Origin of the sequence: Stenotrophomonas hibiscicola ATCC 19867 (genome assembly GCF_000382065.1) — a bacterium.
Classification (GTDB): Bacteria; Pseudomonadota; Gammaproteobacteria; order Xanthomonadales; family Xanthomonadaceae; genus Stenotrophomonas; species Stenotrophomonas hibiscicola.
The window spans coordinates 247,198-266,663 of the sequence record NZ_KB907502.1; the positions used below are offsets into that span (position 1 = coordinate 247,198).

Here is a 19,466-nt window from a genome sequence, read left to right on the forward strand (position 1 = left end):
CCATGAATCGTTCCGTCAAGCACGCCTCAGTCATCGGCCTCTTTACTCTTGCAGGGGCCGGTCTTGCGTTTTTCACCCAGATGCTGGCTGCACGCGTCCTGGGCCCGCGTGAATACGGGATCTTCATGGCAGCCTTCACGACGATCAACATCGTCTCGCCACTGACTGCTTTTGGCTTGCAGGCATTCTGGCTTAAGGCCTTTGGGCGGGAGGGCTGGCATGCCATGCGCTGGATCCGGCCAACCTTCGTGTTCTGCCTGCTCAGCACCGTGCTGACCATGCTTGGCGTGGTGGCTTGGGCATTGTTGGGCCTGGGCATGGAAGACCGTGTGGCGTGGTGCCTTTTGATCCTGTCCACCAACCTGCTTTCCGTTGCGAGCATCGAGGTGGTGACCACCCGTTTCCTGCTGGAGGAAAAGCCATTGCCATTGATGGTCTGGCAGACCTTGCCACAGGTGGTGCGCTTCCTTGTCGTAGTTGGTGTGCTGATGGCGACTACGGCGCCTGACGCCGTGACTGTCGCTTGGCTCTACGCATTTGTGGGCGGAGGTCTCGCACTCGCGAGCGTTCCCAGCATGATGACGTTGGCGAGGGGGCGAATGCACATGGTTGGACACCAGAAGCCTGGTGCCATCTCCCTGGATGTCCGCCCAGGTGTTCTGGCCGTCGCCAAAGAGACCTGGGCATTTGGCCTCGGGAACCTGTTCTTTCTCGTCTACTTCCAGAGTAGCGTCATTTTCATCAGTCACTATCTGGGAGCGGAGGCTACCGGCACGTTTGGTGTTGCAGTGACGCTGTTGGCAGCGTTGTATCTGCTGCCTACTACCATCTACCAGAAGCTGCTGATGCCTCGGCTTCACCGTTGGGCCTATCAGGACCCAGTCGCGTTTCGCGGTGCCTATCACGCCGGCAACAAGTACATGTTGTTGCTGGGCCTGGCAGCCGCCGTCTGTACGGCGCTACTTGCTCAGTTCCTTGTGCCGCTGCTGTTCGGGAAGCTCTATGAGCAAGCTGCTTGGCTGCTGGCCTGGCTGGCTCCCTGTATTCCCATGCGATTCGTTTCGACGAGTGCAGGTGCAGTTCTGAGCACGGGTGACCGGATGCGAATAAAGATCCGCATCATGGGGCTGGTCGCGGTTCTCAATCTGGTCATGAACTTCCTGTTCATTGGTTGGGCCGGTCTACGAGGCGCCGTGGTTGCGGCTATCGCGACCGAAGCACTCTTGATGGGGCTGTACCTCTTTACCGCCAATCGCTCTCTCCGCATGGACGCTCAGGCATGAACAAGGCTGTAACTATCGGAAAGGTCGTTCGCGGCGGCTACTGTGTTGGCTGTGGTGGATGCGCCTCTGGGAAGTCGGGTGTCACGATGCGCATCAATGACATCGGCATGCCAGAGCCCGTGCATCCGAAGCTGGACGACATTGCGGCTGACTCCTGCCCGTTTGGCGATGCGCCGGACGAGACGCGATTGGCCAATGCACTGTTCGCGGGGATTCCTGGAATCGAGCATCACCCCTCCACCGGATTCCATTCATCACTCTATGCAGGGCACGCCGTGGTTGGCCCGCACCGTGCTGCGGGAAGTTCCGGCGGGCTGACGTCCTGGGTCCTGGAAGAACTGCTGACCCGCGGTGAGGTGGATGCAGTCATTCATGTCGGTCGTGGGCCCGGCGATGGCATTTTTGAATATTTGATCTCCAATTCAGTCGAGGAGATGCGGCCGCGGGTGAAGTCGCTCTACTACCCGACCGGGTTCCATGATGTTCTGGAACAGGTACGTAGAGAGCAGGGCCGAACTTTCGCAATCACCGGTGTTCCTTGTCACATCAAGGCGCTGCGCCTGGTCGTCGAATCAGATCCGCTCCTGCGCGGCAAGATCAAGTTCTTCGTCGGGATCTTCTGCGGCCACATGAAGTCGCGTGGTTTCGTCGAGTCCTTTGGCTGGCAGTTGGGAATCGAGCCGGATCAGGTCACAGACGTGGACTTCCGCGTGAAGGACGAGACGCGGCCAGCCAATGACTATTCCATTCAGGTGAGCTCGGCGACACGGGTCGAACGCACAGAGAATTTTCGCCTGTATGGATCGGACTGGGGGCTGGGGTTGTTCAAGCCCTTGGCATGCGATTTCTGTGATGATGTCGCCTGTGAAACGGCCGATGTCGTGATGGGTGATGCCTGGCTGCCCGAGTACGTGAAGGACAGCCTGGGAACGAACGTGGTTATCGTGCGCCATCCGTTGATCGCGCGTCTTCTCAGCGAAGCGCGTGACCGCGGTGATATCGCTTTGGATCCGATCGAACCGGCGAAGATCCATCAATCCCAGGCCGCTACCTTCCGCCATCGTGGCGAGGGCCTCCAAGTCAGGCTTGCGCACATGGACGCCAGAGGCATCTGGCGCCCGAGCAAGCGTGTGCAGCCAGGAGATGCGGGGCTCCCCCGCCTGCGGCAGCGCCTTTACATAACCCGTATGCGTCTATCGCAGGCCTCCCATCGTGCCTTGCGCGATGCAAAGAAGCGCGGTGGGTTGGCGTGGTACTTCCTGCGTCTGTTGCCCTATGACGTGCTCTACAACTACCAGAATCGCCAGCTCCTGCGTAGGACCTACCGTACATTGAGGGCGATGCTGCAATCGCTCGTCCTCCGCCCCTTGGGAAGGAAACCATGACTCAACGAATCGGGCTGCTGACACTGCCCCTGCATTCCAATTACGGCGGCATCATCCAGATTGCAGCGCTCAGTGCTTTCGTACGCGCGCTTGGCTTGCAGCCGGTTTTGCTCCGCAAGGAGCACCAGAAGGCGGGCTGGAAGCGAATGATCATCGAGGTGCTCAAGCGGCTTCCGGGACAAAACATTGCGAACTATCGCAACCAGTATCTCAAGCTGCAACGGCACGCTGCGTTCATGAAGGCGTTCCTGCCTGAGCAATCCAGGGTCAGCCGCTCGCCTGCAGAGCTTCGCATGGAGTGTGATCGACTCGGCCTGGATGCAGTCGTGGTGGGAAGCGATCAGGTCTGGCGCCTGGACTATATTGACGATGGTGCTTACGACGCCTATTTCCTCTCATTCCTGGTGGGGTCTCCGATTCGCCGCGTGTCCTACGCTGCGTCGTTCGGAACCGACCGGTGGCCCGATGCGTCCAGGGTGGAAGATGTGTCTCGCCTGTTGGCCGGATTCCAGGCGGTGTCGGTCCGTGAAGACAGCGGCCAGAAGTTGTGCGCCGATCGCTTCGGTCGCAGTGACGCTGTACACGTGCTTGATCCTACTTTGCTGGTCGATCGCAGCTTCCATGAGGAAGTGATCGCAACGTTGGCCCCCGGGCGCGGGGAGGGTGGGTTGTATGCGTACGTGCTGGATCGTTCTGCGGACAAGAAGGCGATCATCGACGCTGCCGGGCAGTCGGAGAATCTCTCGAAGATCACCATTGCCGAACCGGAGAATGATCTGGCAGGGTACGTGGACCTCGGCGAGTGGGTGCGGCGCTTCCGTGACGCGGAATTCGTGGTTACCGACTCCTATCACGGGATGATCTTCTCGATCATCTTCGAGAAGCAGTTCGTGGCTATAGGCAATGCGGGGCGCGGCCTGACCCGGTTCAAGTCCCTGCTGGCCCAGTTGGGTCTGGAGGATCGATTGGTTGAGGTGGGTAATGAGCGGGTGCAGCTGCCCGGTGCGCAGATCGACTATAGCCGGGTCAATCGACGCATCGCAGAGCTGAGGATGAAGTCACGTGCCTTCCTGTCCGATGCGCTCGACGTGGAGGCTCGCTCATGATCCCCAAGATCATTCATTACTGCTGGTTTGGTGGAAAGCCGCTACCACCTCTCTATCAGCGCTGCGTCGATAGCTGGGCCGAGAAGCTCCCAGACTATAGGGTTGTTCGCTGGGATGAAACGAACACGAAGTTCGATACGCCTTTCCTGCAGGATTGCCTGCGAAAGCAGCAATGGGCGTTTCTCTCCGACTACATCCGGCTGCGTGCAATCGCCGACGAGGGCGGCATCTACCTGGATGCCGATATCGAAGTGGTGAAATCATTCGATCCTCTGCTGGCGAATCAGTGTTTCCTGGGAATGGAAGCTCCGGCCCGCCCGACCACGGGTGTTATCGGCTCGGTTGCCGATCACTGGTTCCCGCGCGCCTGCATGCGTCTGATCAACGAACGCCACGCAGCTCGCAAGCCGTATCTGATTGCTCCGGAAGTGGCCATGGCGTGTGTCGAAGCTGGGGAGGCCGGCAGCATCGCGGTTCTGTCCGAAGAGCACTTCTATCCCTACAACCCGTACGATGCGTCGCGTCCGGTAAAGGAACTCATGTTCAGCAGCATCACGCAGGACACCTTCGCGATCCACCATTGGGGGAAGTCCTGGCGACAGGGTCTCGTCTCCCGCATTTTGAAGAAGCTCGGTTTCTGACCATGCCAGCCAATGCCATCGCCACCCTGTACGAGCTCGCAGGACTGTTGGGTCGCTCAGCGCCGGACTGGCGTGAATTCCGCGCGGGCCAGCCCGAAGCGTGGCTGGTAACGTTCGCCAATCCCCATTCGGTGCGGCTGATGATGGACCGGCAGGACTACTCCTCGACGCTGGCACAGTTCGATGTGGTGCTTCCTGATGGAAACCTGCTCGCTCAAAGTGCGACCCGGCAGCTGGGTCGCACGATTGAACGGAAGTCGTTCGATGGCAACTCCTTGGCGCCGGAGGTACTGTCCTTCTGCCAGCGCAATGGGCTCCGTGTTGCGCTGGTGGGTGGAGTTGAAGGCGTCGCGAGTGCGGCTGCATCGTTGTTCCGAAAGGAATTCGGCGTAGAAGTGGTGTTTACTCGATCTGGCTTCTTCGCCAACGCGGAGCAGCGGAATCAGTGCTTCCGGGCATTGCGTGAGCAGAACGTCGACGTGGTCATCTGTGGGATGGGGGCGCCGCACCAGGATCGGTTCCTGTTGGAGCTAAAGGCCTCGGGTTGGAGGGGGCTTGGCTTCACCTGCGGCGGGTATCTGGACCAAGCGCTTGCATCCGGCGTGAAGTACTACCCGGACTGGGTGAATCGCTTCAACCTGCGGGCGCCCTATCGGCTGCTGCGCGAGCCGCGGCGACTGTGGCGTCGCTATCTGATCGAGTACCAGCCCTTCTTGCTCGCCGATGTTCGCCTTCGTCTGCGCAATGTTCGTCATCAGCAGGAACAGCGCTCATGACAACACTGTCGATCATCGTACCGGTCTACAACGGTGCCGCATTCCTACCGCCATTCATGGCCTCGGTCCAGAGGCTGCTGGATGAGGGGGACGTGGAACTTGTCATGGTCAATGACGGCTCCACTGATGGCACGGCAGAGATGCTGGATGCGATTTCCTCGGCGAACCCGTCGATCCGTGCCTTGCATGTGGAGAATGGAGGGCAGGGGCGTGCCAAGAATCTGGGTGCTGCGGCTGCCAGTGGCCGGTACCTGTGGTTCGTGGATGTGGATGATCTTCTTGATGTCCGGGTTCCAACTGAGTTCCTTGTTCAATTGTCCGAAGAGGGCATTGATATCCTGTTGACCGGATTTGAGCGATATGACGCAGTTTCGGGATGCTCACTCGGCGTCTATAGGCCGCAGATTGCAAGCGGGAGAGTGGCTTCTTCTCATATCAGCCGATTTGACGATCTGGGGCACAGCGCTTGGAATAAAGTTGTCTCCAAGAAGATATTTTTCTTGCCTGGAAATCAATTTGTCGAAGGGCGGATCCATGAGGATCTTGCGGTTGTGCCACTTTGGCTCACTTCTTCGAGGCATATCTTCTGTGATCCAGTAATCAGATATCGCTACGGGGTGCGTCCAGCATCGAGTATTCATGGGAATTATTCCCGTCATGATGACCTTATGTTCGCACTCTCCCATCTCATGTTTTATGGCGCCGTTGAGGCGAGGAGACTGGGACCGTCGATCGTCAAAGAACTCTTCTTTTACTCACTTCCGCGCTTTGCGTCGGGATTGGGGAAGGGGTGCACCTGGCGGAACTACTGGCAGTGTTACTCGGCATCCCGGGGGTTCTTCGGAAGTATCCCGCGCCAGTGCCGACGAACGATGTGTGCGCAGCTCTCAGTCGCACAGCGGATTTATGTTCACGCCACCTATTGTGGCGGGTGGATGATGCCAATGGTTCTAGCGGGCGCAAAGCGCCTTTTGAAACGCTAGATTTATGCTCAAAGGCTGTGATTCTGAGAGTGTGGATCAGATGCGGTCGGTGTGATGTCGGAAAATTCAGGTAGGGCAATGCAATGCGTATCGCAAGAGTCCAGCTGGCAGCGAAGGTCTACTTCTATTCTTTCTTGCTGGTGGGGGTGGCGGGGCTCCTTAGCCCCTTCGAGTACAACCTTATTCCCGCGAACTCCTACTTTGAGGTCGTACTTCTGTTGTGCGCCACTCTTGCCTTCCGTGTGCCCAAAAGGCCGGTAGCTGGCTTCTTCCTGGCGTCGATTCTATATGTTGGCGGATCGTATGTAGTAATGAGCCTTTTTCGGCCGGCACATTTCCTCGATTTCGCACAGGCATTCAAGGCGTTCTTCTATGTCGCCCCCTTGTGCGTCTTCTTCAGGTCGGAGGCTTTTTCAAGAGAGAGCTCGGTTAAGCTTCTGAAGCTCCTTCTGATAATTTTTTTATTGAAGTACGCTTACTCAGTTGCGCTCAATTTGACGCCTCGGATGGGGAGTCGCCCTGGTCTCTATGTCGAGAATAACTTTGAGCTTATATTCCTGATGCTCATGTTCTACTTGCTTAGAAGTGACCTGGGCCGGAGGGCGCTTGTCTGGTTTGGCTTGTTGGTGGCAATTGTCGGGATGTCCGGTTCGCGCAGCTCTGTATTGGCGCTGCTTGTCCTGTTCTATGGAGTCTTCCTTAATCGTCTGACGTTGCGGTCGTTCTTCTACATTGCGGGGTTGCTGCTGCTCGGTGGCGCGGCAGTTGCAATATTTGTGCTTCGCTCGGATGGGGGGGGGATTCAGTCGATCGATCGCTATAACTTTATGATGGTCTTCGTGGACGAGGTCCGGTACTGGCCTGCCTGGAAGTTTCTATTTGGAAGCATGCCCTTGACGCCGTTGTCGAGTGCTTCCTGCAGTAGCCTTGCCTACTATCACGATTTATTTAGTTTTTCGGGGGATGGGCGTTGCTATTCGGTTATTCTTCATTCCTATTTTCTTCGTGTAATCTTTGATCATGGAATTATTGGTCTGGCGTTTCTGCTCCTTTTCATGATGATTTCACTCAGGAAGAGTGGCTATGCAAAGAATGAAGTTTTCGTATTCCTCGGCATCATCTGTAGTTCTGCGCTTTCGGTCTCTGCGATGAATAGTGTATTTGTCAGCCTGGCCATTGCATTGGCGCTCGGATTGCGAGGGCCGGCTGCAGTCGTTGGTCGGCGGTGACTTGGTGTGGAGCTTGGCTATTTTGCAATGCTGTGTGACGGCGCCATTTGACGGGTGGGTGGCCTGCGCCTGATTGTCTAGCCCAATTCTCAATTGGAAGGGCTGAGGTGGCGTATCAGGGATCCCGTGCGGCAGGCGCACGGGCGCCTCTTGTGAACTTGATGAAGGTTGCATCGACTTCGGTCGACCCGAAGAAACCCATGGCAGAAGCAGGATTTGCTACGGACTACCGGTCTTGCTTTGGTTTATCTGAAGCTTGCAGCCCATGCGCTCAACTGCATATGGAGCTTCTAGCGGCAGCTGAACTCGCCTGATTGGGCTGCAACTCTCCCTGTTCTGTGCTTCTGCTTGTCCGCCGACTGTTTCTTTGCTCAATCCGCAATCGACCGGATGTTGTCGTAGAAAATTCGATCTTCACGCTCGCCAGTAATGCTATAGAGCGAGTACTTGCGTCCCATCATTGCGCCGCCGTCCCTGATAAGGGGGGCCCAGTTGATGGTTGCGCTGCCGCGGGTGGAGCGAGGAAGAATGCTGTCAAACGGTATGCTGAAGTAGATTCCCTTGTCGAAGCTGCCCTCCCCGAAGTCCCTGGCAGACATGTCGGTTTTCGTAACATAGGCCCCCATGCTCATGCCATTGTCGAAAACCCGCGCGACATTGATCGTGGCGCCGTAGTCGCCGGCCAGATACCGTCCTACCGAGAGAGAGCCAACGACGCGTTCCTGTGCGTCAAACGAGTAGTAAAGTGTGGCGTGGCCCGTGGTAATTCGGTAATCACGCAAACCAAAATGCTGATTGAAATCACGCTGGCGCAGGTGGTTCAAATTGGCGCCAACTGCCCATGATTCACCCATCGGTCGATAGAGAAGCTCGCCGCCCACACCGGCGTACATCCACTCAAGATAGCCGGCGTACGCAATACCGTAGAGGTCTTTGCCAAGTCGGCCTGCAATGTTGAACTGCAGGTTGGGCATTGTTAGGTCGGATGTATTCAAGTACCTGCGGATATCAGTTCGTACCCGCGGGACATTGCTCGGGGCGTCGTAGCGGAATTTGTCGTAATTGTTGATGACGTTCGCGCTCAGCGAACCTGTCAGCCATACGTTTGGACGGAAGAATACGCTCCCGCTTGCATTGGCAGAAACCTGATACAGGATGAATCCATCCGGGCCGCCGAGATTCTGTCGATACCCAAAGCTGAAGCCGCCACCCCAGGGGCGGCTTCCTGCCTGATAGAGGGGTTCGGTCTGGTTGGCGGTGGGCGCGCTGATCTCGGTACTGCGTCGAAGGTCATCTTCGCTTGCAGCCCCCTGCAGATACGCTTCGATGGTCTCTCGCTTGATCGACATGTCTGCGGTTGGCATGCCCAGACGTGTCGTCCGGAATGTGTACCAGTCGTAGCTGTCGTCAAGCGTGTTGCCAATAATGCGGGCAGCGCGGCCCATGCCCTTGGCTGGGCTGGCGTAGCGATTCTGATAGCCGTCGATCACCAGCTCGCTGCCGCGGCGGGAAATGCTGTCTACGCGGAATCCAGCGTTCTCGTCAATGTCGCCAGCGACGGACTTCCAATCCGGTTGCGTCGCACTTGATGCTCCTTGGTTCGCTAGCGCGCTGCGGTCAATCCTTGTGGGAGGTGGATCGAAGGGCTTAGGTGCAGAGGGGGCATGACCGGGATTCCCGCGCAGGGTCAATGAAAACATGGCCGCCTCACCACGCTCCCAAGCCGCTGTGAGTTCCACATTTCGATTTGGCGCGTAGACCAATCCGATGTTCACCGGCGTACTTTGCTTGAGGTTGTTGCGTCGCGGTTCGCGCCTGTAATCATTGCCGTCATACTCGACCTTGACTAGCAGGGGATCCCACGGTGTTTGGTAGGTGATGCCGCCAAAGATGCCTACTGGGCCTTTGAACATGTTGCTCACCCCGAACTTGCCGGCGTCATTGATATTGCTTCCGGCGATAGGCCGGCGCTCCTTGAAGCGATCATCGATTGCTCCTAGAGGGTTCGAAAAGTCGCCGCGATTGCCAATGTAGCCGGTTGCCAGGCCAACGGATGCATCAATAGGGCCGAAATTCTTGCTCGCGACCAAGTACTCGCTGGAGAAGAAGCCCGTGCCGCCCAGATCACGCACGCCGAAGGCAAGATCTGGCGTCCAGCGCGTTTCGCGCCAGAATCGCACCTTGAAATCGATCGACTTGTCCTTGTAGTTCTGGTCACCGCTGAGGCTGGTTTCCCCGTATCGCAGGTTGGAGACGTTGATGTATCGGAACGAGCCTTCCAGCCAAGAGAATGGCTGCAATGTCAGGTTGTATCGACTGTACGGAGAATTGTGTGATGCAGTGAACGCGATATCCCCATCCTCGGCCATGCGTGCTGTCGGTGTCTGCAGCAAGCCGATGCCACCCCATTCGCTGGCAGTCGGGGGCGGAGCCTGTTGTGCATGCAGTTCGGCTGCCAGCGACAGGGCGAGCAGCGACAGGGCGAAGGCGGTAGGGCGCGTAGCGCCGGCGGATGAGAGGGTGGAGCGAATCACGGTTGCAGGGCCTGGGTAGCGATGAACGCCGCAAACTCGGCATTGAAGGTGCTGTCGACTGCAGCGACGGCGTGCTGGCGCAGTGGCACGAAGATGACGCCGCCAGGGGCGACTGGCTGCGGATCGGAGCGGTTCCATAGCGCGATGCCGATCTTCTGGACAGTCATGTCTGGCTGTACCACATAGAGTTCATCACGGTCTGCCGCAGGTGTGACAGCACATTCGCGCAGGTATTCATGCGCATCACGCAGCGGCTGATGAGTAAGCTCACAGGTTGATTCCACCGCACCCACTACGGTGATCGTGGCAGGTCGGCGAGGAGCGATCAGTACATCTCCCTGTTCCAGCACCGGGTCGCTGCCCGCCTGAACCTGCATCAGTCGCATGTCGTTGACGGGCAGTCGTATGCGACCCGATGCCGGATGGTCCTGCAGCCAACGAGAAAGCCCGGTTGCTGCGTCTGCGATCTGCGGATCCTGATGCTCCTCAAGTAAGTCGAGGTCGTGTTGCAGACCCGCACGCAGTCGAACCTGCTGCAGGCGTGCATGCGGCCGATACAGCGCCAATGCGGGCAGATAGGCGTCTGCAGTGGGTTGCGTGGTTGCGAGAAGCCGGGAAAGCCGGGTGCCGACAGCCACCGTGTAGCTTCCCGGTGCAGACAGCGCTCCATCAGCGACGACCTCAAGATTGCCGGGCGCCGGCGATTTGTTGGCCAGGGAAGGACCAGCAGCCAGCAACGCTGCCAGCAGCGGCAAGAATCGAAATCCCATGGTCAGTCCTTTGCGGCGCGGTAAGGTTTGAGCTGCACCAGCTCCACGGTGTAGGAGGGTCCCAGCTGCTGCCGGCTCTTCCAGATAAAGCCCGTGCTGGGATCCGCCCAGTAGATGTTGTGCGCATGGAAGCCGCCTTCGATGCGCTCATCAAAGCGAATCAACGACCGTTCCTTGCCGAGGATGCTCACCGACTCGATACCGCCACGCGTGAGGGTGCCGGTGGCCCTGACCCCCATACGGTAGCCAGGAATCCAGTCGTACTCGCGCTGTACAGTGGTGGTGCTGTTGAGCGCATGCAATCTGCTAAAAGGCGAGGCTCCTGCGATGCGCGCCTGAATCTGCCGGTCTGAGCTCGAAACGCCGGTTACCAGGCCTGTGTCGTCGAGTTGGAATACCGCGTTGCTTCCGGCGTACCAGCTCTGGCGCCCACCGTCGACGTAACCCAACACCATCACGGCAGTCAGGTCGGGGGCTTTCAACTGCGCCTGTGGGAAGCGGTTCGCGGCGACCTGTTCAGGAGTAGCTGTCACCTGTCGCTTCAGCAGCAGGCGAAAGGAATCGCTGGTCGCACGGCTGGCCGTTGTGCAGCCTGCCAGCAGAGCCAGCATGGAGAGGGTCATCATCCAATGGAGGGCGCGCCGCAATCTGCGGCGCGCCAAGAGCACATCCATGCGCATCATGTCACTTGTTCCCGACTTCGTTCTCCGTGCGGGCGGCGGTGTACAGGATGTTCGTGAATGGCAACAGCTGGTTCACGAAGCGGCTCCAGCGCGTGACGCCGGCCGCGCCAACAAAAACCACATCTCCAGGCTGCAGCATGAACTGGCTGCCAATGGCGAAGGCAGCCGGTGAACGAGCTTCGAGCTGATAGACAGTGGAAGGCACTGACTCCAGATCCCTGCTGCCGCGGATCACATAGACTGCATTACCCGCTGAGGTCTCCTGGGTCAGTCCGCGGGCGCGGCCGAGTGCCTGGTTCAGTGACACGTCGCCGGTGCGGAAGCTGTAGGCGCCAGGAAGATTGACTTCACCGACTACGAAAATTTCCTTTCGATCCAAGTAGGGGATGAAGATTGAATCCCCGTCCTTCAGGAACAACTGGCGGCCGCCATGCTGGGTGGCCAGTGTTTCCAGATTGATCGTATAGGTGGCACCGGCGCGGCTGAGGCGGACGCCGGACAGGTCAGCTTGATTGACGTTCAAGCCACCCTGACTGATGGCGTCAGCCAAAGTCAGCGGCGAGGTACCAAGTGCAATCGGGGCTGAGCGCTCGGCAGCGCCCGTGACCCATACGCGCTGGCTACCGTAGGTAAGGATGGAAACGTCGACCTGGGGCGATTCGATGTACTGCGCCAGTCGTCGGCTGATTTCCTCGCGCAGGGCAACCGGAGTCTTGCCCTTGGCCTGAACCTTACCGATGTAGGGGTAGAACAGTGAGCCGTCGCTCTGCACCAGTCGTCCGGCAAGATTGCCCTGCTGCTGCGAGCCGGCGGGAACAGTCAGTTCCGGATGATCCCAGACGGTGATATACAGAATGTCGCCAATACCAACCGTGTATTCCGGTGGCTGGTAGTCAAACAGTTCCGAGGGAAGGACCTGCTCACTCTGCGTTGCTCGATCCATGGCGATGAGCTTGGGCGTGATGGTGATCAGCTCAAGCTGGCGGTCGTCGCTCTGGCGGCCGCGCGAGACATCGCTATGGCGCAGGTGCTGGCCGGGGGCCAGCAGGCAGCCGGACAGGGTGGCGGTTGCCAGTAGAGCAGCCGCGAGACAGGTCAACTTCTTGGTCATGGGAGTAAGAAAATTCGACAGGCATAAAAAACCCTCGCCAAGCAGTTGCCCGGCGAGGGCTTGAAACCGGAAACGGTTGGATCAGCGGCCAGTGCCGCCAGTGCCGCCAGTACCACCCGTGCCGCCGGTGCCACCGGTGCCCGGCTCTTCCGGATTACCCGGGTCACCGCCCGGATCGCTTGGGCCACTGGTGCTGTCACCGGCGACGCTGTACAGCACGGCGCCAGCAGCAACGGCGATGACGCTGGTGCCGACAATGGCGGCGGTCGACAGGCCTGCGGCTTCGGTGCCCGCTACAGCGGCGGTGGTGCCTTCTGCGGTGGCTTCCGTTGCCGGAACCTCCTGAGCGAACACCGGGGAGGACAGACCCAGCAGGGCCAGGGCGGCAATCATCTTCTTCATCTACGGGGTCTCCTACTCCGTGAGGTAAATTTTTCCACGCGTATGGTGGCGAATAGTCATCTGCCCTGTCAAGGAAGGTGAAGGGCTTGTGCAAGCAAATCGACGGCCTTCAACTTCAGTGGTTGGTGTCGAGGCAGCCCTCCAGGGCCTCGGCAAGCGCTGTGACCAGCTGATGTGTGCGTAGATCTGGAAGGCAGAATGGAAGGATGAGGCCGATGAGCAGGGCAGAGGCCAGGATCCGCGCGCTGGGGCGGTTGCACGGAGTTGTGGTGGAAAGCGCCCAGGCGCCGCTGCCCAGCCCAAGCGCCAGCCCGGCAATGACCTCCGAAAGGCTGTGCGCATGCAGCGGGATTCGTGACCAGGCAATGGCGGTGGCCAGCAGTACGCCGAAGACCAGGCCGAACGCCCGAGTGCGCTTGCCGTGGCCGGCGAGCAGCATGCCAACGACAGGGTAGATAACACTGGACATCGCCGCGTGCCCGGAAAACCCGGTGAAGTGCACGCTCTTGATGCCAATTCCCCAGCCCATGAAGGCCAGCTTTGAGGCAAGCGTGACGCCGGCGGTGACGGCGATGGCCAGCAGCCATCGCCATTTCAGGCGTACGTCTGCGCGGGGCAGGGTGATCAGCAGCACCAGGGCCACCGGCAGCAGCCAGCGGCTGTCGCCGAGGGCGGAGAGGCTTCGCCAGACGTCGGGCATCCAGTTCACAACGGGGCGCGGCGGGCCAGCATATCGACTCCGGGCGCTGCGAAGAACGACTAACGCTTGGTCCATTCAGCCAGAGGAGGTATCCTTCCCTGCTGGAAATGGCCCCGTAGCTCAGCTGGATAGAGCGTCCCCCTCCTAAGGGGAAGGTCGCCCGTTCGAATCGGGCCGGGGTCACCATTAATCAATAGGTTACGCGAGTGTTGCTGGTGCTGGGTTGCCGTTCTTAGCGATACTTGTCGCTTCATCTGGCACAGTTGGCACTGGGTCGGGGACAGGCTGCACGAGCGGAAGATGCTGTCCGGTTGGGGGGGGGGCTACCTCTTGGGCTACGTAAACTCCGTTGGCGGGAGCCCATTGCCCCTCTAGGCAGCATGTCAACGGCATGCTATTCGTAGGCCGTGGATCCGCGCAATGGATCGACACTCTGGCACGACGCCAACCTGCTATCTATCCGGACTGATAGTCGCAATGACAAACGCACCGATCGTTGAAGTAATCGCCGAGCTGCGATGGGGTGAGGGCAACCCAATCCATCCCGCGCCTTTTGCATTTGCGAATGAATCTGACTACATCAAGTTCGGGATAGAGGTGGGCAAGTTTGGGTACAACCAACTTGAACGCACGATGCCGCAAGGGATCCCAGGTCAGCCCGGTGGGACGGTGGCATATCGATACCGCCTAGGTGAGGGTGATTTCAACACCCTCTACCAACTCGGCGTAGGCATATTTACGACTAATGGAGTGGCGCCTTACACATCTTGGGCGACTTTTCGCGACGTGCTTCACAGGGGCGTTGAGGCTTTGAATGTGGTCTCTCCCTTGGCCAGCAAGGCTGAGGTGTGGTGTGTCGTGAAGTACATTGATTTCTTCAATGAGTCTCATCTTGCTGGCCTGACCGCTACTGAGTTCTTCGCAGATGTGGTGGGGTTGCAGTACCAAGAGCTTGATTCGGCAAAAGATTTTTCGACCGATACCAGCGCGTCGTCCATGAGGTTCTTCTATTCAAGTAAGGACTCGAATGGTCGGGAGCTCGCCTTGGACGTTGGTGAAGGCGGGCTCCACGATAAGCCCGGAATCGTGATGAACACTACTATTATCTCGTCGGCACTAAAGACGGAATCCGTTGAAGACGTGATGACTTCTTTTGATGACTTGCAAGCGGTTGCTCATAAGACATTCTTCGAAATGGTCAATAGAAGCGCTCGTGTTAGCGCCAACCTTGGGTTGGGAGGCTAAGATGCTTGTCGAAAATTTCGAAATTCTTGGCTCAAGAGTTGGGTCGTCAGCAGCTATTGGCGGCGCGATTCCTGATTTGGCATCGACTATCAGCGGGCTGACTTCGGGCGCCACCATTTTTTCGACGTTCCATTCATCCGCCTTTACAAGTGGCGTTGCGGTGGCGCAGGCGTTAGAAGCGACGAAGAGCATTCACGCTTTCGCTTCGAGGGTCGCGCTTGTGTCTGAGATCAGGGGATTTAGAAACCTTCCTGAGGACTGGGATGGAGAAGGCGCGGCACCTATTGCCCCCCAAGCCATTTCTACGGCCACGCAGTTTGTGGAATTGATGGGTAGCACGATGTCCACTCCTATTGCTTACCCTAATCCCAATGGAACAATTACGCTTGCGTGGCGCTGGCGAACTGGGCGCGCTGAGCTGGAAATCGGCAAGACTCGCCACTCTTGGATTGTCGTGGACAAATCCCCTGGCTATGCCCGCCGCACATCATGCTCAGGCGATAACGAGCGGGTGCCAGAATTGGGGATGTCCGACTTGGCTTGGGCTATAGCCCATAGTTCAAAGGCCGAAGACCCTCGCACTGTTGTGTTCACTATGAAGCATGCATGGGAAGAAGCTGCATAGTTGCGGGTCTGCCAATGTGCTTCTGACTGAAGGGGGCTTATCTACATAGCGAGGGTGTGGTGAGTAGTTCAGGGGATTTCATGGAAGATGAGTTGATTGTCAGGATTTTGAAGACTCCCCACTTCTACAGGAAGGGATCCTTGACCTCTGCTGCGTTTCGGCCCCAACGTGGGCACGCGAAGCTGTCTACTATTCGCTGGCTGGATAGGGAAGACCCAGACGCAAAGGTCAAAGCCAGATGTGCATCAATTGGCAACTCCGGTAGCAACCATTATTGGGGCGTGGCTGCACTTACTGCTGGTGATTATTTAACCGAGAACCTTGGGCTTGAGTACACTCCAGAGGAGTACGCAGGCCACACGAATGTCGTTTTCCCGACCGCCGTGCCACATGAGGAGCCGCTCGAGGGCGAGCTTTTTGTGCGTCAGAGTGAGATTGCCGCTGCTTTGATCGAAAAAGCGAAAGCTATTGTCGACCCTTCGCCTAGCTCGTCAGAGTGGACGATTTTTGATTCAGCACTTCCCTTGGAGCGTCGTTAGCTATGAGCGATTTAATCAATAGCGCAGTTTAGAGTCCGCCATCTCGTCGCCATCTGGAGTTAGATGTGCGTAATACTTTTCGGTGGTCGCATAGTCTGCATGACCTGCAAGCACTTGCACACGACGCAGTGGTACGCTAGCCATCACCATGTGTGCGCAGAACGTATGGCGAAGCCTGTGCGGATGCCCTCCCACGCCGGCCAGCTCCGAATCTTTCTTAAACCAGTCCGACACGGTGTCTTTGTGCGCCGTGACGAGCGGATCGGGCAGATGGCGCAGGGCCCACCTGGAATAGCGATTGAGGGGAACCTCCCGCCATTTCCCTGACTTAGTTAGGCCTTCGCCGCTATCGTCCGGATCGCTCTCTACCAGGAGCCGACCGGCCACTGTCGAGCTCTTCTCAAGCCCGATGATTTCGCCCCGCCGCAGCCCGGTGTGGGCCATAAAGAGCCACAGCGGCGCCCGCCCAGGGTTCGCCCGATAGAGCCGGCGCATCGCCGCCCGGTCATAGAACTTGACGGCCACGCTCCGCACGCCGCGAGGCGCCCTTACGGAGGCCAGCGGGTTCACGTCAAGCTCTTTCCATTCGACGCCGCGGTTGAAAGCCGCCTTCAACCTCCGAATCTCCTTGCCGACAGTTTCCTTTGCCGCCTTGTCGTCCAGCAGCCTGGAGCGCTTGTATTGCTCCACCTCAACTGCGCGGATGCTGTCGATCGGCCGGTGGCCGAAGCGCTCGACGAAGCGTTTTACCTCGCTTCTGGCCTTCGAAATCGTGGTCGGGTGCTCGGCCTCGTACCAGTCCAGATACCACTCCAGGTAACCGCGGACCTTCGGCAGGCGCGCCAAGATCCGGACCCCATGAGTCAGTTCTGCTTCTTTCGCGGCACGTATTCTCTCCGCCTCACGGGCGTCAGGTTGCCCAATGGACCGGCGAAAGCGCTCTCTGCCTTCCGCCCAGTCGAGGTAGGCCTTGCTGCCGCGCCAGTAGAGCCGAACCTTTGCCATTCCTCTGCACCTTCGATCGCGGCATAGTGCGCCGCCTTTTCGTACAACCGCTTCCCATGAACCGGCGAGGCGTCAGCCCGTAGCCCATGGCGCTCTTCCTGAACTGGCTGTTGGAGACGCCGCAGTAGTGGGCGGCTTCCTCGACGGTGAGCCAGTCTTTCCCTGATAGGTCGAGCCTTTCAGCGGCGCCCATTGGCGCCTCCCGCGGCTATTCTCCTGGTCGGCGCCTGCTCAGCGAGGCCGAGGTTGAACTGCACGACGTTGTCGGCGACAGCCGGCAGGGCGGGCGCTCGCGCGCTGCGGGTGGGGCGGTTGAGTCGGCGCCGCGCTGCGATGGCCATGTCGGGATCGGCATGCTTGCTGGTCAACCTGCAGGCGCACGCGACCAGGTGGCCACCGCCGGCGGACGCACAGCGCTTGTCGTGGATGTCGCGCGCTCGGTGGAGCAACCCATGCAAGCCCTCAACACGGTTCTGCCGACCGCACCGAGCAGCTCGAACAGCAGTACTACGCCCAGCGCCGAGGCGGTGGCCACGGTAGCGGTGCTGGGTTCGAACCAGGCGATGTGGTCGACGCCGAGTTTGCCGTCGTCGGCTGAAGGCTCAATGCTGACCGATCAGCACCTTGGAGTCGCTGCCGACCCAACGGTGGCTACGGAATCTTCTTCTCGCACGATGCTTTCGGGTTCAGAGCAAATGGTTGCACAGTGCTTGTTCCAAATCGAGCAGGATCCGGCGAGGTCGCACCGGTAGGGAAGCTGGTGGCTTTTCAGGTTGCTCAGTCCGGCTCATGCACGGACTGCGAGGTTCAAGATCAGACGAATAGCGCTATTCTGCAGCGCTTCGGCGGGCCCAACATCAGCACGAGCAACATCACAGGTAGGCGTGAGTCCTACACGTACTCTCAGGCCCAGCCAATCCACAACAGGAAGCCATTCTTTGCCAAAGGCATTTAGTTCGGTACTAAGGATTCAAATCCCGATGAGCAGCTTGAAACGTTCGGTGCCGTCGGCTTCTCTGTCCCCAATCGCGCCAGATTTAGAATTCTGAGCAACTACGAAGGTGACAAGTAGTAAATACTGGTGGAGCGGCTGCAACGGGGCGATACCCAGTTTCGGAACTCCACAATCTCGCCCATCCTCGGGACGATCGACGCCGGTTACAGGTTCTGGGACACATCCTTGGGTAAGCCGGTGTTCTGGAGTGGATCGCGATGGGTAGACGCTATGGGGGCACCGGTCTGAAGAGCGGCCCTTCTGGCAATCCGCCTGCGGCGTGCTATAAATGCGCGCCGCTGAGAATTCAAGGGATGTAATGAGGAATCTGTACTGGGACGTTTGGAAAGGCATTGCCATCGTGGCTGTTGTAGCCATCCATGCCTGCGGTAGCGCATTGGCCTTTCCGGATGGAAGCGCGAACCAGACATTCGCCGTAGTTCTCCGGCAGTTCATCAACTTCCCGGTCGCCCTCTTCGTGTTCCTCTCGGGCATGTTTGCATTGCAGGGCCGACCGGCCAATTCGTACCTCTCCGCCGTGAGGAGTAGGGCATCTCGGCTGCTTGTCCCGTACCTGGTATGGGCGGCGGTGTACTCAGCTGCGAAAGCGATCACTGGCAAGCTGGTACTTGCTGAGCTACCGGAGATGTTGGCCACAGGGACTGTTATATCGGTGGGCTATTACGTGATCGTGATGCTCCAGATCGCCGTTCTCTCGCCGGCTCTTGAGCGCTTGTCGAGCAGGGCGTTGAAGGTAGGCATCCCGGTGTCGATCGCGGCCTCCTGCGCCTTCACCTATGGGATACGCGCCGGTGGTCTCGACGGAACGTGGTCACACTTCCCGTACAGCGCGCTGCCGTTCTTCCTATGGCTTCCCTTCTACTTGGCCGGCTTGGTTGCAGGTAAGAGCGATTCGGCCTTGAATGTCGGCCGCTGGCAGATTGCAGTGGGCTTGGCGTCTGTTGGGGTTACCTGTGCTGTTGTCGAAGCGTTCTATTGGATTCCAAGCTCAATGGAGCTGGCGATCTCGCAGCTGAAGCTGTCTTCGATGATTACGTCGTTGCTGGTGTGTGCCTTGACGGTCTGTGTCGCGCGCACATGGGTCACAGCGAGCGGCTGGCGCTGGGTTCTTGCCTGGCTCGGTGCGCGAAGCTTCTATTTCTATCTCTCTCACATGCTGGTGCTCGGGGTTGTTCAGGCGGCCCTGCGTAGAGTGCCGGGCCTCGACGCTCTGCAGCCCGCGTTTGTGCTTCTGGCCGTGATTGCCACGCTCGCCGTGTGCGCTGCTGGCGCCTTCGTGTTTGAGCGGCTGGTGAAGGGGAACAGGTCGATACTTCGCTGGGTCGGGATTGCGTGACCCCATGCCGCCTTACCGGCTCTCGATGGGAGCCGCTCAAGCTACCTGCGTCAGCAGGTCCTCGCGGTTGTTCCGCAGCGTGTTCACTGCCTGGCTGA

At 58.7% G+C, this 19,466-nt stretch carries 19 protein-coding genes and 1 tRNA gene; 13 read left to right on the plus strand and 7 right to left on the minus strand.

Annotated features, from left to right (window positions below; translation table 11 throughout):
* The first annotated feature begins 2 nt into the window (after positions 1–2).
* From G370_RS0115215 to G370_RS01000000120885, 7 genes are all read left to right on the plus strand, one after another.
* Positions 3–1,283: an oligosaccharide flippase family protein gene (locus G370_RS0115215; protein ID WP_019661370.1), complete on the plus strand. Its 1,281-nt coding sequence runs from the start codon at positions 3–5 to the stop codon at positions 1,281–1,283.
* Complete coding sequence (locus G370_RS01000000120875) at positions 1,280–2,668, plus strand: Coenzyme F420 hydrogenase/dehydrogenase, beta subunit C-terminal domain (RefSeq protein WP_032955414.1); 1,389 nt, start codon at positions 1,280–1,282, stop codon at positions 2,666–2,668. The genes G370_RS0115215 and G370_RS01000000120875 overlap by 4 nt, the downstream gene beginning before the upstream one ends.
* Positions 2,665–3,774 (plus strand): polysaccharide pyruvyl transferase family protein, encoded by a 1,110-nt coding sequence (locus G370_RS0115225; RefSeq protein ID WP_019661372.1) that lies wholly within the window; start codon positions 2,665–2,667, stop codon positions 3,772–3,774. Before G370_RS01000000120875 ends, G370_RS0115225 begins: the two co-directional genes overlap by 4 nt.
* On the plus strand, positions 3,771–4,415 hold the full coding sequence (locus tag G370_RS0115230) for a glycosyltransferase family 32 protein (protein WP_019661373.1): 645 nt from the start codon (positions 3,771–3,773) through the stop codon (positions 4,413–4,415). Before G370_RS0115225 ends, G370_RS0115230 begins: the two co-directional genes overlap by 4 nt.
* A 2-nt stretch (positions 4,416–4,417) precedes the next feature.
* The gene (locus tag G370_RS0115235) at positions 4,418–5,191 is read left to right on the plus strand and encodes a WecB/TagA/CpsF family glycosyltransferase (protein ID WP_019661374.1); all 774 of its coding nucleotides are present in this window, start codon (positions 4,418–4,420) and stop codon (positions 5,189–5,191) included.
* On the plus strand, positions 5,188–6,174 hold the full coding sequence (locus G370_RS0115240) for a glycosyltransferase family 2 protein (protein WP_019661375.1): 987 nt from the start codon (positions 5,188–5,190) through the stop codon (positions 6,172–6,174). Before G370_RS0115235 ends, G370_RS0115240 begins: the two co-directional genes overlap by 4 nt.
* A gap of 83 nt (positions 6,175–6,257) precedes the next feature.
* Complete coding sequence (locus G370_RS01000000120885; protein ID WP_019661376.1) at positions 6,258–7,403, plus strand: hypothetical protein; 1,146 nt, start codon at positions 6,258–6,260, stop codon at positions 7,401–7,403.
* A gap of 371 nt (positions 7,404–7,774) precedes the next feature.
* Here the strand turns inward: G370_RS01000000120885 and G370_RS0115250 are convergent, their stop codons facing one another.
* The 6 genes from G370_RS0115250 to G370_RS0115275 all read right to left on the minus strand — a co-directional run bounded on the left by G370_RS0115250 (position 7,775) and on the right by G370_RS0115275 (position 13,603).
* The gene (locus tag G370_RS0115250; protein ID WP_245541228.1) at positions 7,775–9,937 is read right to left on the minus strand and encodes a YjbH domain-containing protein; all 2,163 of its coding nucleotides are present in this window, start codon (positions 9,935–9,937) and stop codon (positions 7,775–7,777) included.
* A complete protein-coding gene (locus G370_RS1000000121950; protein WP_080112538.1) occupies positions 9,934–10,707 on the minus strand; it encodes a capsule biosynthesis GfcC family protein in 774 nt (257 codons plus the stop codon). The genes G370_RS0115250 and G370_RS1000000121950 overlap by 4 nt, the downstream gene beginning before the upstream one ends.
* Positions 10,708–10,709: 2 nt before the next feature.
* The gene (locus tag G370_RS0115260; protein WP_019661379.1) at positions 10,710–11,390 is read right to left on the minus strand and encodes a YjbF family lipoprotein; all 681 of its coding nucleotides are present in this window, start codon (positions 11,388–11,390) and stop codon (positions 10,710–10,712) included.
* Between the two features lies 1 nt (position 11,391).
* A complete protein-coding gene (locus tag G370_RS0115265) occupies positions 11,392–12,501 on the minus strand; it encodes a polysaccharide biosynthesis/export family protein (protein WP_019661380.1) in 1,110 nt (369 codons plus the stop codon).
* Positions 12,502–12,582: 81 nt separating this feature from the next.
* Positions 12,583–12,903, minus strand: coding sequence for a hypothetical protein (locus G370_RS0115270; RefSeq protein ID WP_026347181.1), 321 nt, complete (start codon positions 12,901–12,903; stop codon positions 12,583–12,585).
* A gap of 115 nt (positions 12,904–13,018) precedes the next feature.
* Positions 13,019–13,603 (minus strand): phosphatase PAP2 family protein, encoded by a 585-nt coding sequence (locus G370_RS0115275; RefSeq protein ID WP_032955435.1) that lies wholly within the window; start codon positions 13,601–13,603, stop codon positions 13,019–13,021.
* Between the two features lie 109 nt (positions 13,604–13,712).
* Here G370_RS0115275 and G370_RS0115280 point away from each other — a divergent pair.
* From G370_RS0115280 to G370_RS1000000121670, 4 genes are all read left to right on the plus strand, one after another.
* Positions 13,713–13,789: transfer RNA gene (locus G370_RS0115280), tRNA-Arg, on the plus strand.
* 291 nt (positions 13,790–14,080) lie between these two features.
* A complete protein-coding gene (locus tag G370_RS0115285) occupies positions 14,081–14,848 on the plus strand; it encodes a TIGR04255 family protein (protein ID WP_019661382.1) in 768 nt (255 codons plus the stop codon).
* Position 14,849: 1 nt separating this feature from the next.
* Complete coding sequence (locus G370_RS1000000121665; RefSeq protein WP_154081350.1) at positions 14,850–15,473, plus strand: hypothetical protein; 624 nt, start codon at positions 14,850–14,852, stop codon at positions 15,471–15,473.
* 80 nt (positions 15,474–15,553) lie between these two features.
* Positions 15,554–16,012: a hypothetical protein gene (locus tag G370_RS1000000121670; RefSeq protein WP_154081351.1), complete on the plus strand. Its 459-nt coding sequence runs from the start codon at positions 15,554–15,556 to the stop codon at positions 16,010–16,012.
* Between the two features lie 15 nt (positions 16,013–16,027).
* On the opposite strand, the gene G370_RS0115290 is transcribed toward G370_RS1000000121670, so the two are convergent.
* Positions 16,028–17,017, minus strand: coding sequence for a tyrosine-type recombinase/integrase (locus G370_RS0115290; RefSeq protein WP_019661383.1), 990 nt, complete (start codon positions 17,015–17,017; stop codon positions 16,028–16,030).
* Between the two features lie 452 nt (positions 17,018–17,469).
* Here G370_RS0115290 and G370_RS0115300 point away from each other — a divergent pair, with 452 nt between their 5' ends.
* Together G370_RS0115300 and G370_RS0115310 are read left to right on the plus strand one after the other, a co-directional pair.
* Positions 17,470–17,769: a hypothetical protein gene (locus tag G370_RS0115300; protein ID WP_019661385.1), complete on the plus strand. Its 300-nt coding sequence runs from the start codon at positions 17,470–17,472 to the stop codon at positions 17,767–17,769.
* Positions 17,770–18,330: 561 nt separating this feature from the next.
* A complete protein-coding gene (locus G370_RS0115310) occupies positions 18,331–19,368 on the plus strand; it encodes an acyltransferase (RefSeq protein WP_019661386.1) in 1,038 nt (345 codons plus the stop codon).
* Positions 19,369–19,466: the final 98 nt, after the last annotated feature.

What these genes read in the sequence shown, in the direction of transcription:
- G370_RS0115215 (WP_019661370.1), top strand. Translation starts at nt 3, where the DNA reads ATGAATCGTTCCGTCAAGCACGCCTCAGTCATCGGCCTCTTTACTCTT.
- G370_RS0115285 (WP_019661382.1), top strand. Translation starts at nt 14,081, where the DNA reads ATGACAAACGCACCGATCGTTGAAGTAATCGCCGAGCTGCGATGGGGT.
- G370_RS0115230 (WP_019661373.1), top strand. Translation starts at nt 3,771, where the DNA reads ATGATCCCCAAGATCATTCATTACTGCTGGTTTGGTGGAAAGCCGCTA.
- G370_RS0115275 (WP_032955435.1), bottom strand. Translation starts at nt 13,603, where the DNA reads ATGCCCGACGTCTGGCGAAGCCTCTCCGCCCTCGGCGACAGCCGCTGG.
- G370_RS1000000121950 (WP_080112538.1), bottom strand. Translation starts at nt 10,707, where the DNA reads ATGGGATTTCGATTCTTGCCGCTGCTGGCAGCGTTGCTGGCTGCTGGT.
- G370_RS1000000121665 (WP_154081350.1), top strand. Translation starts at nt 14,850, where the DNA reads ATGCTTGTCGAAAATTTCGAAATTCTTGGCTCAAGAGTTGGGTCGTCA.
- G370_RS0115225 (WP_019661372.1), top strand. Translation starts at nt 2,665, where the DNA reads ATGACTCAACGAATCGGGCTGCTGACACTGCCCCTGCATTCCAATTAC.
- G370_RS01000000120875 (WP_032955414.1), top strand. Translation starts at nt 1,280, where the DNA reads ATGAACAAGGCTGTAACTATCGGAAAGGTCGTTCGCGGCGGCTACTGT.
- G370_RS0115260 (WP_019661379.1), bottom strand. Translation starts at nt 11,390, where the DNA reads ATGATGCGCATGGATGTGCTCTTGGCGCGCCGCAGATTGCGGCGCGCC.
- G370_RS01000000120885 (WP_019661376.1), top strand. Translation starts at nt 6,258, where the DNA reads ATGCGTATCGCAAGAGTCCAGCTGGCAGCGAAGGTCTACTTCTATTCT.
- G370_RS0115240 (WP_019661375.1), top strand. Translation starts at nt 5,188, where the DNA reads ATGACAACACTGTCGATCATCGTACCGGTCTACAACGGTGCCGCATTC.
- G370_RS0115265 (WP_019661380.1), bottom strand. Translation starts at nt 12,501, where the DNA reads ATGACCAAGAAGTTGACCTGTCTCGCGGCTGCTCTACTGGCAACCGCC.
- G370_RS0115300 (WP_019661385.1), top strand. Translation starts at nt 17,470, where the DNA reads ATGCAAGCCCTCAACACGGTTCTGCCGACCGCACCGAGCAGCTCGAAC.
- G370_RS0115290 (WP_019661383.1), bottom strand. Translation starts at nt 17,017, where the DNA reads ATGGCAAAGGTTCGGCTCTACTGGCGCGGCAGCAAGGCCTACCTCGAC.
- G370_RS0115235 (WP_019661374.1), top strand. Translation starts at nt 4,418, where the DNA reads ATGCCAGCCAATGCCATCGCCACCCTGTACGAGCTCGCAGGACTGTTG.
- G370_RS1000000121670 (WP_154081351.1), top strand. Translation starts at nt 15,554, where the DNA reads ATGGAAGATGAGTTGATTGTCAGGATTTTGAAGACTCCCCACTTCTAC.
- G370_RS0115310 (WP_019661386.1), top strand. Translation starts at nt 18,331, where the DNA reads ATGAGGAATCTGTACTGGGACGTTTGGAAAGGCATTGCCATCGTGGCT.
- G370_RS0115270 (WP_026347181.1), bottom strand. Translation starts at nt 12,903, where the DNA reads ATGAAGAAGATGATTGCCGCCCTGGCCCTGCTGGGTCTGTCCTCCCCG.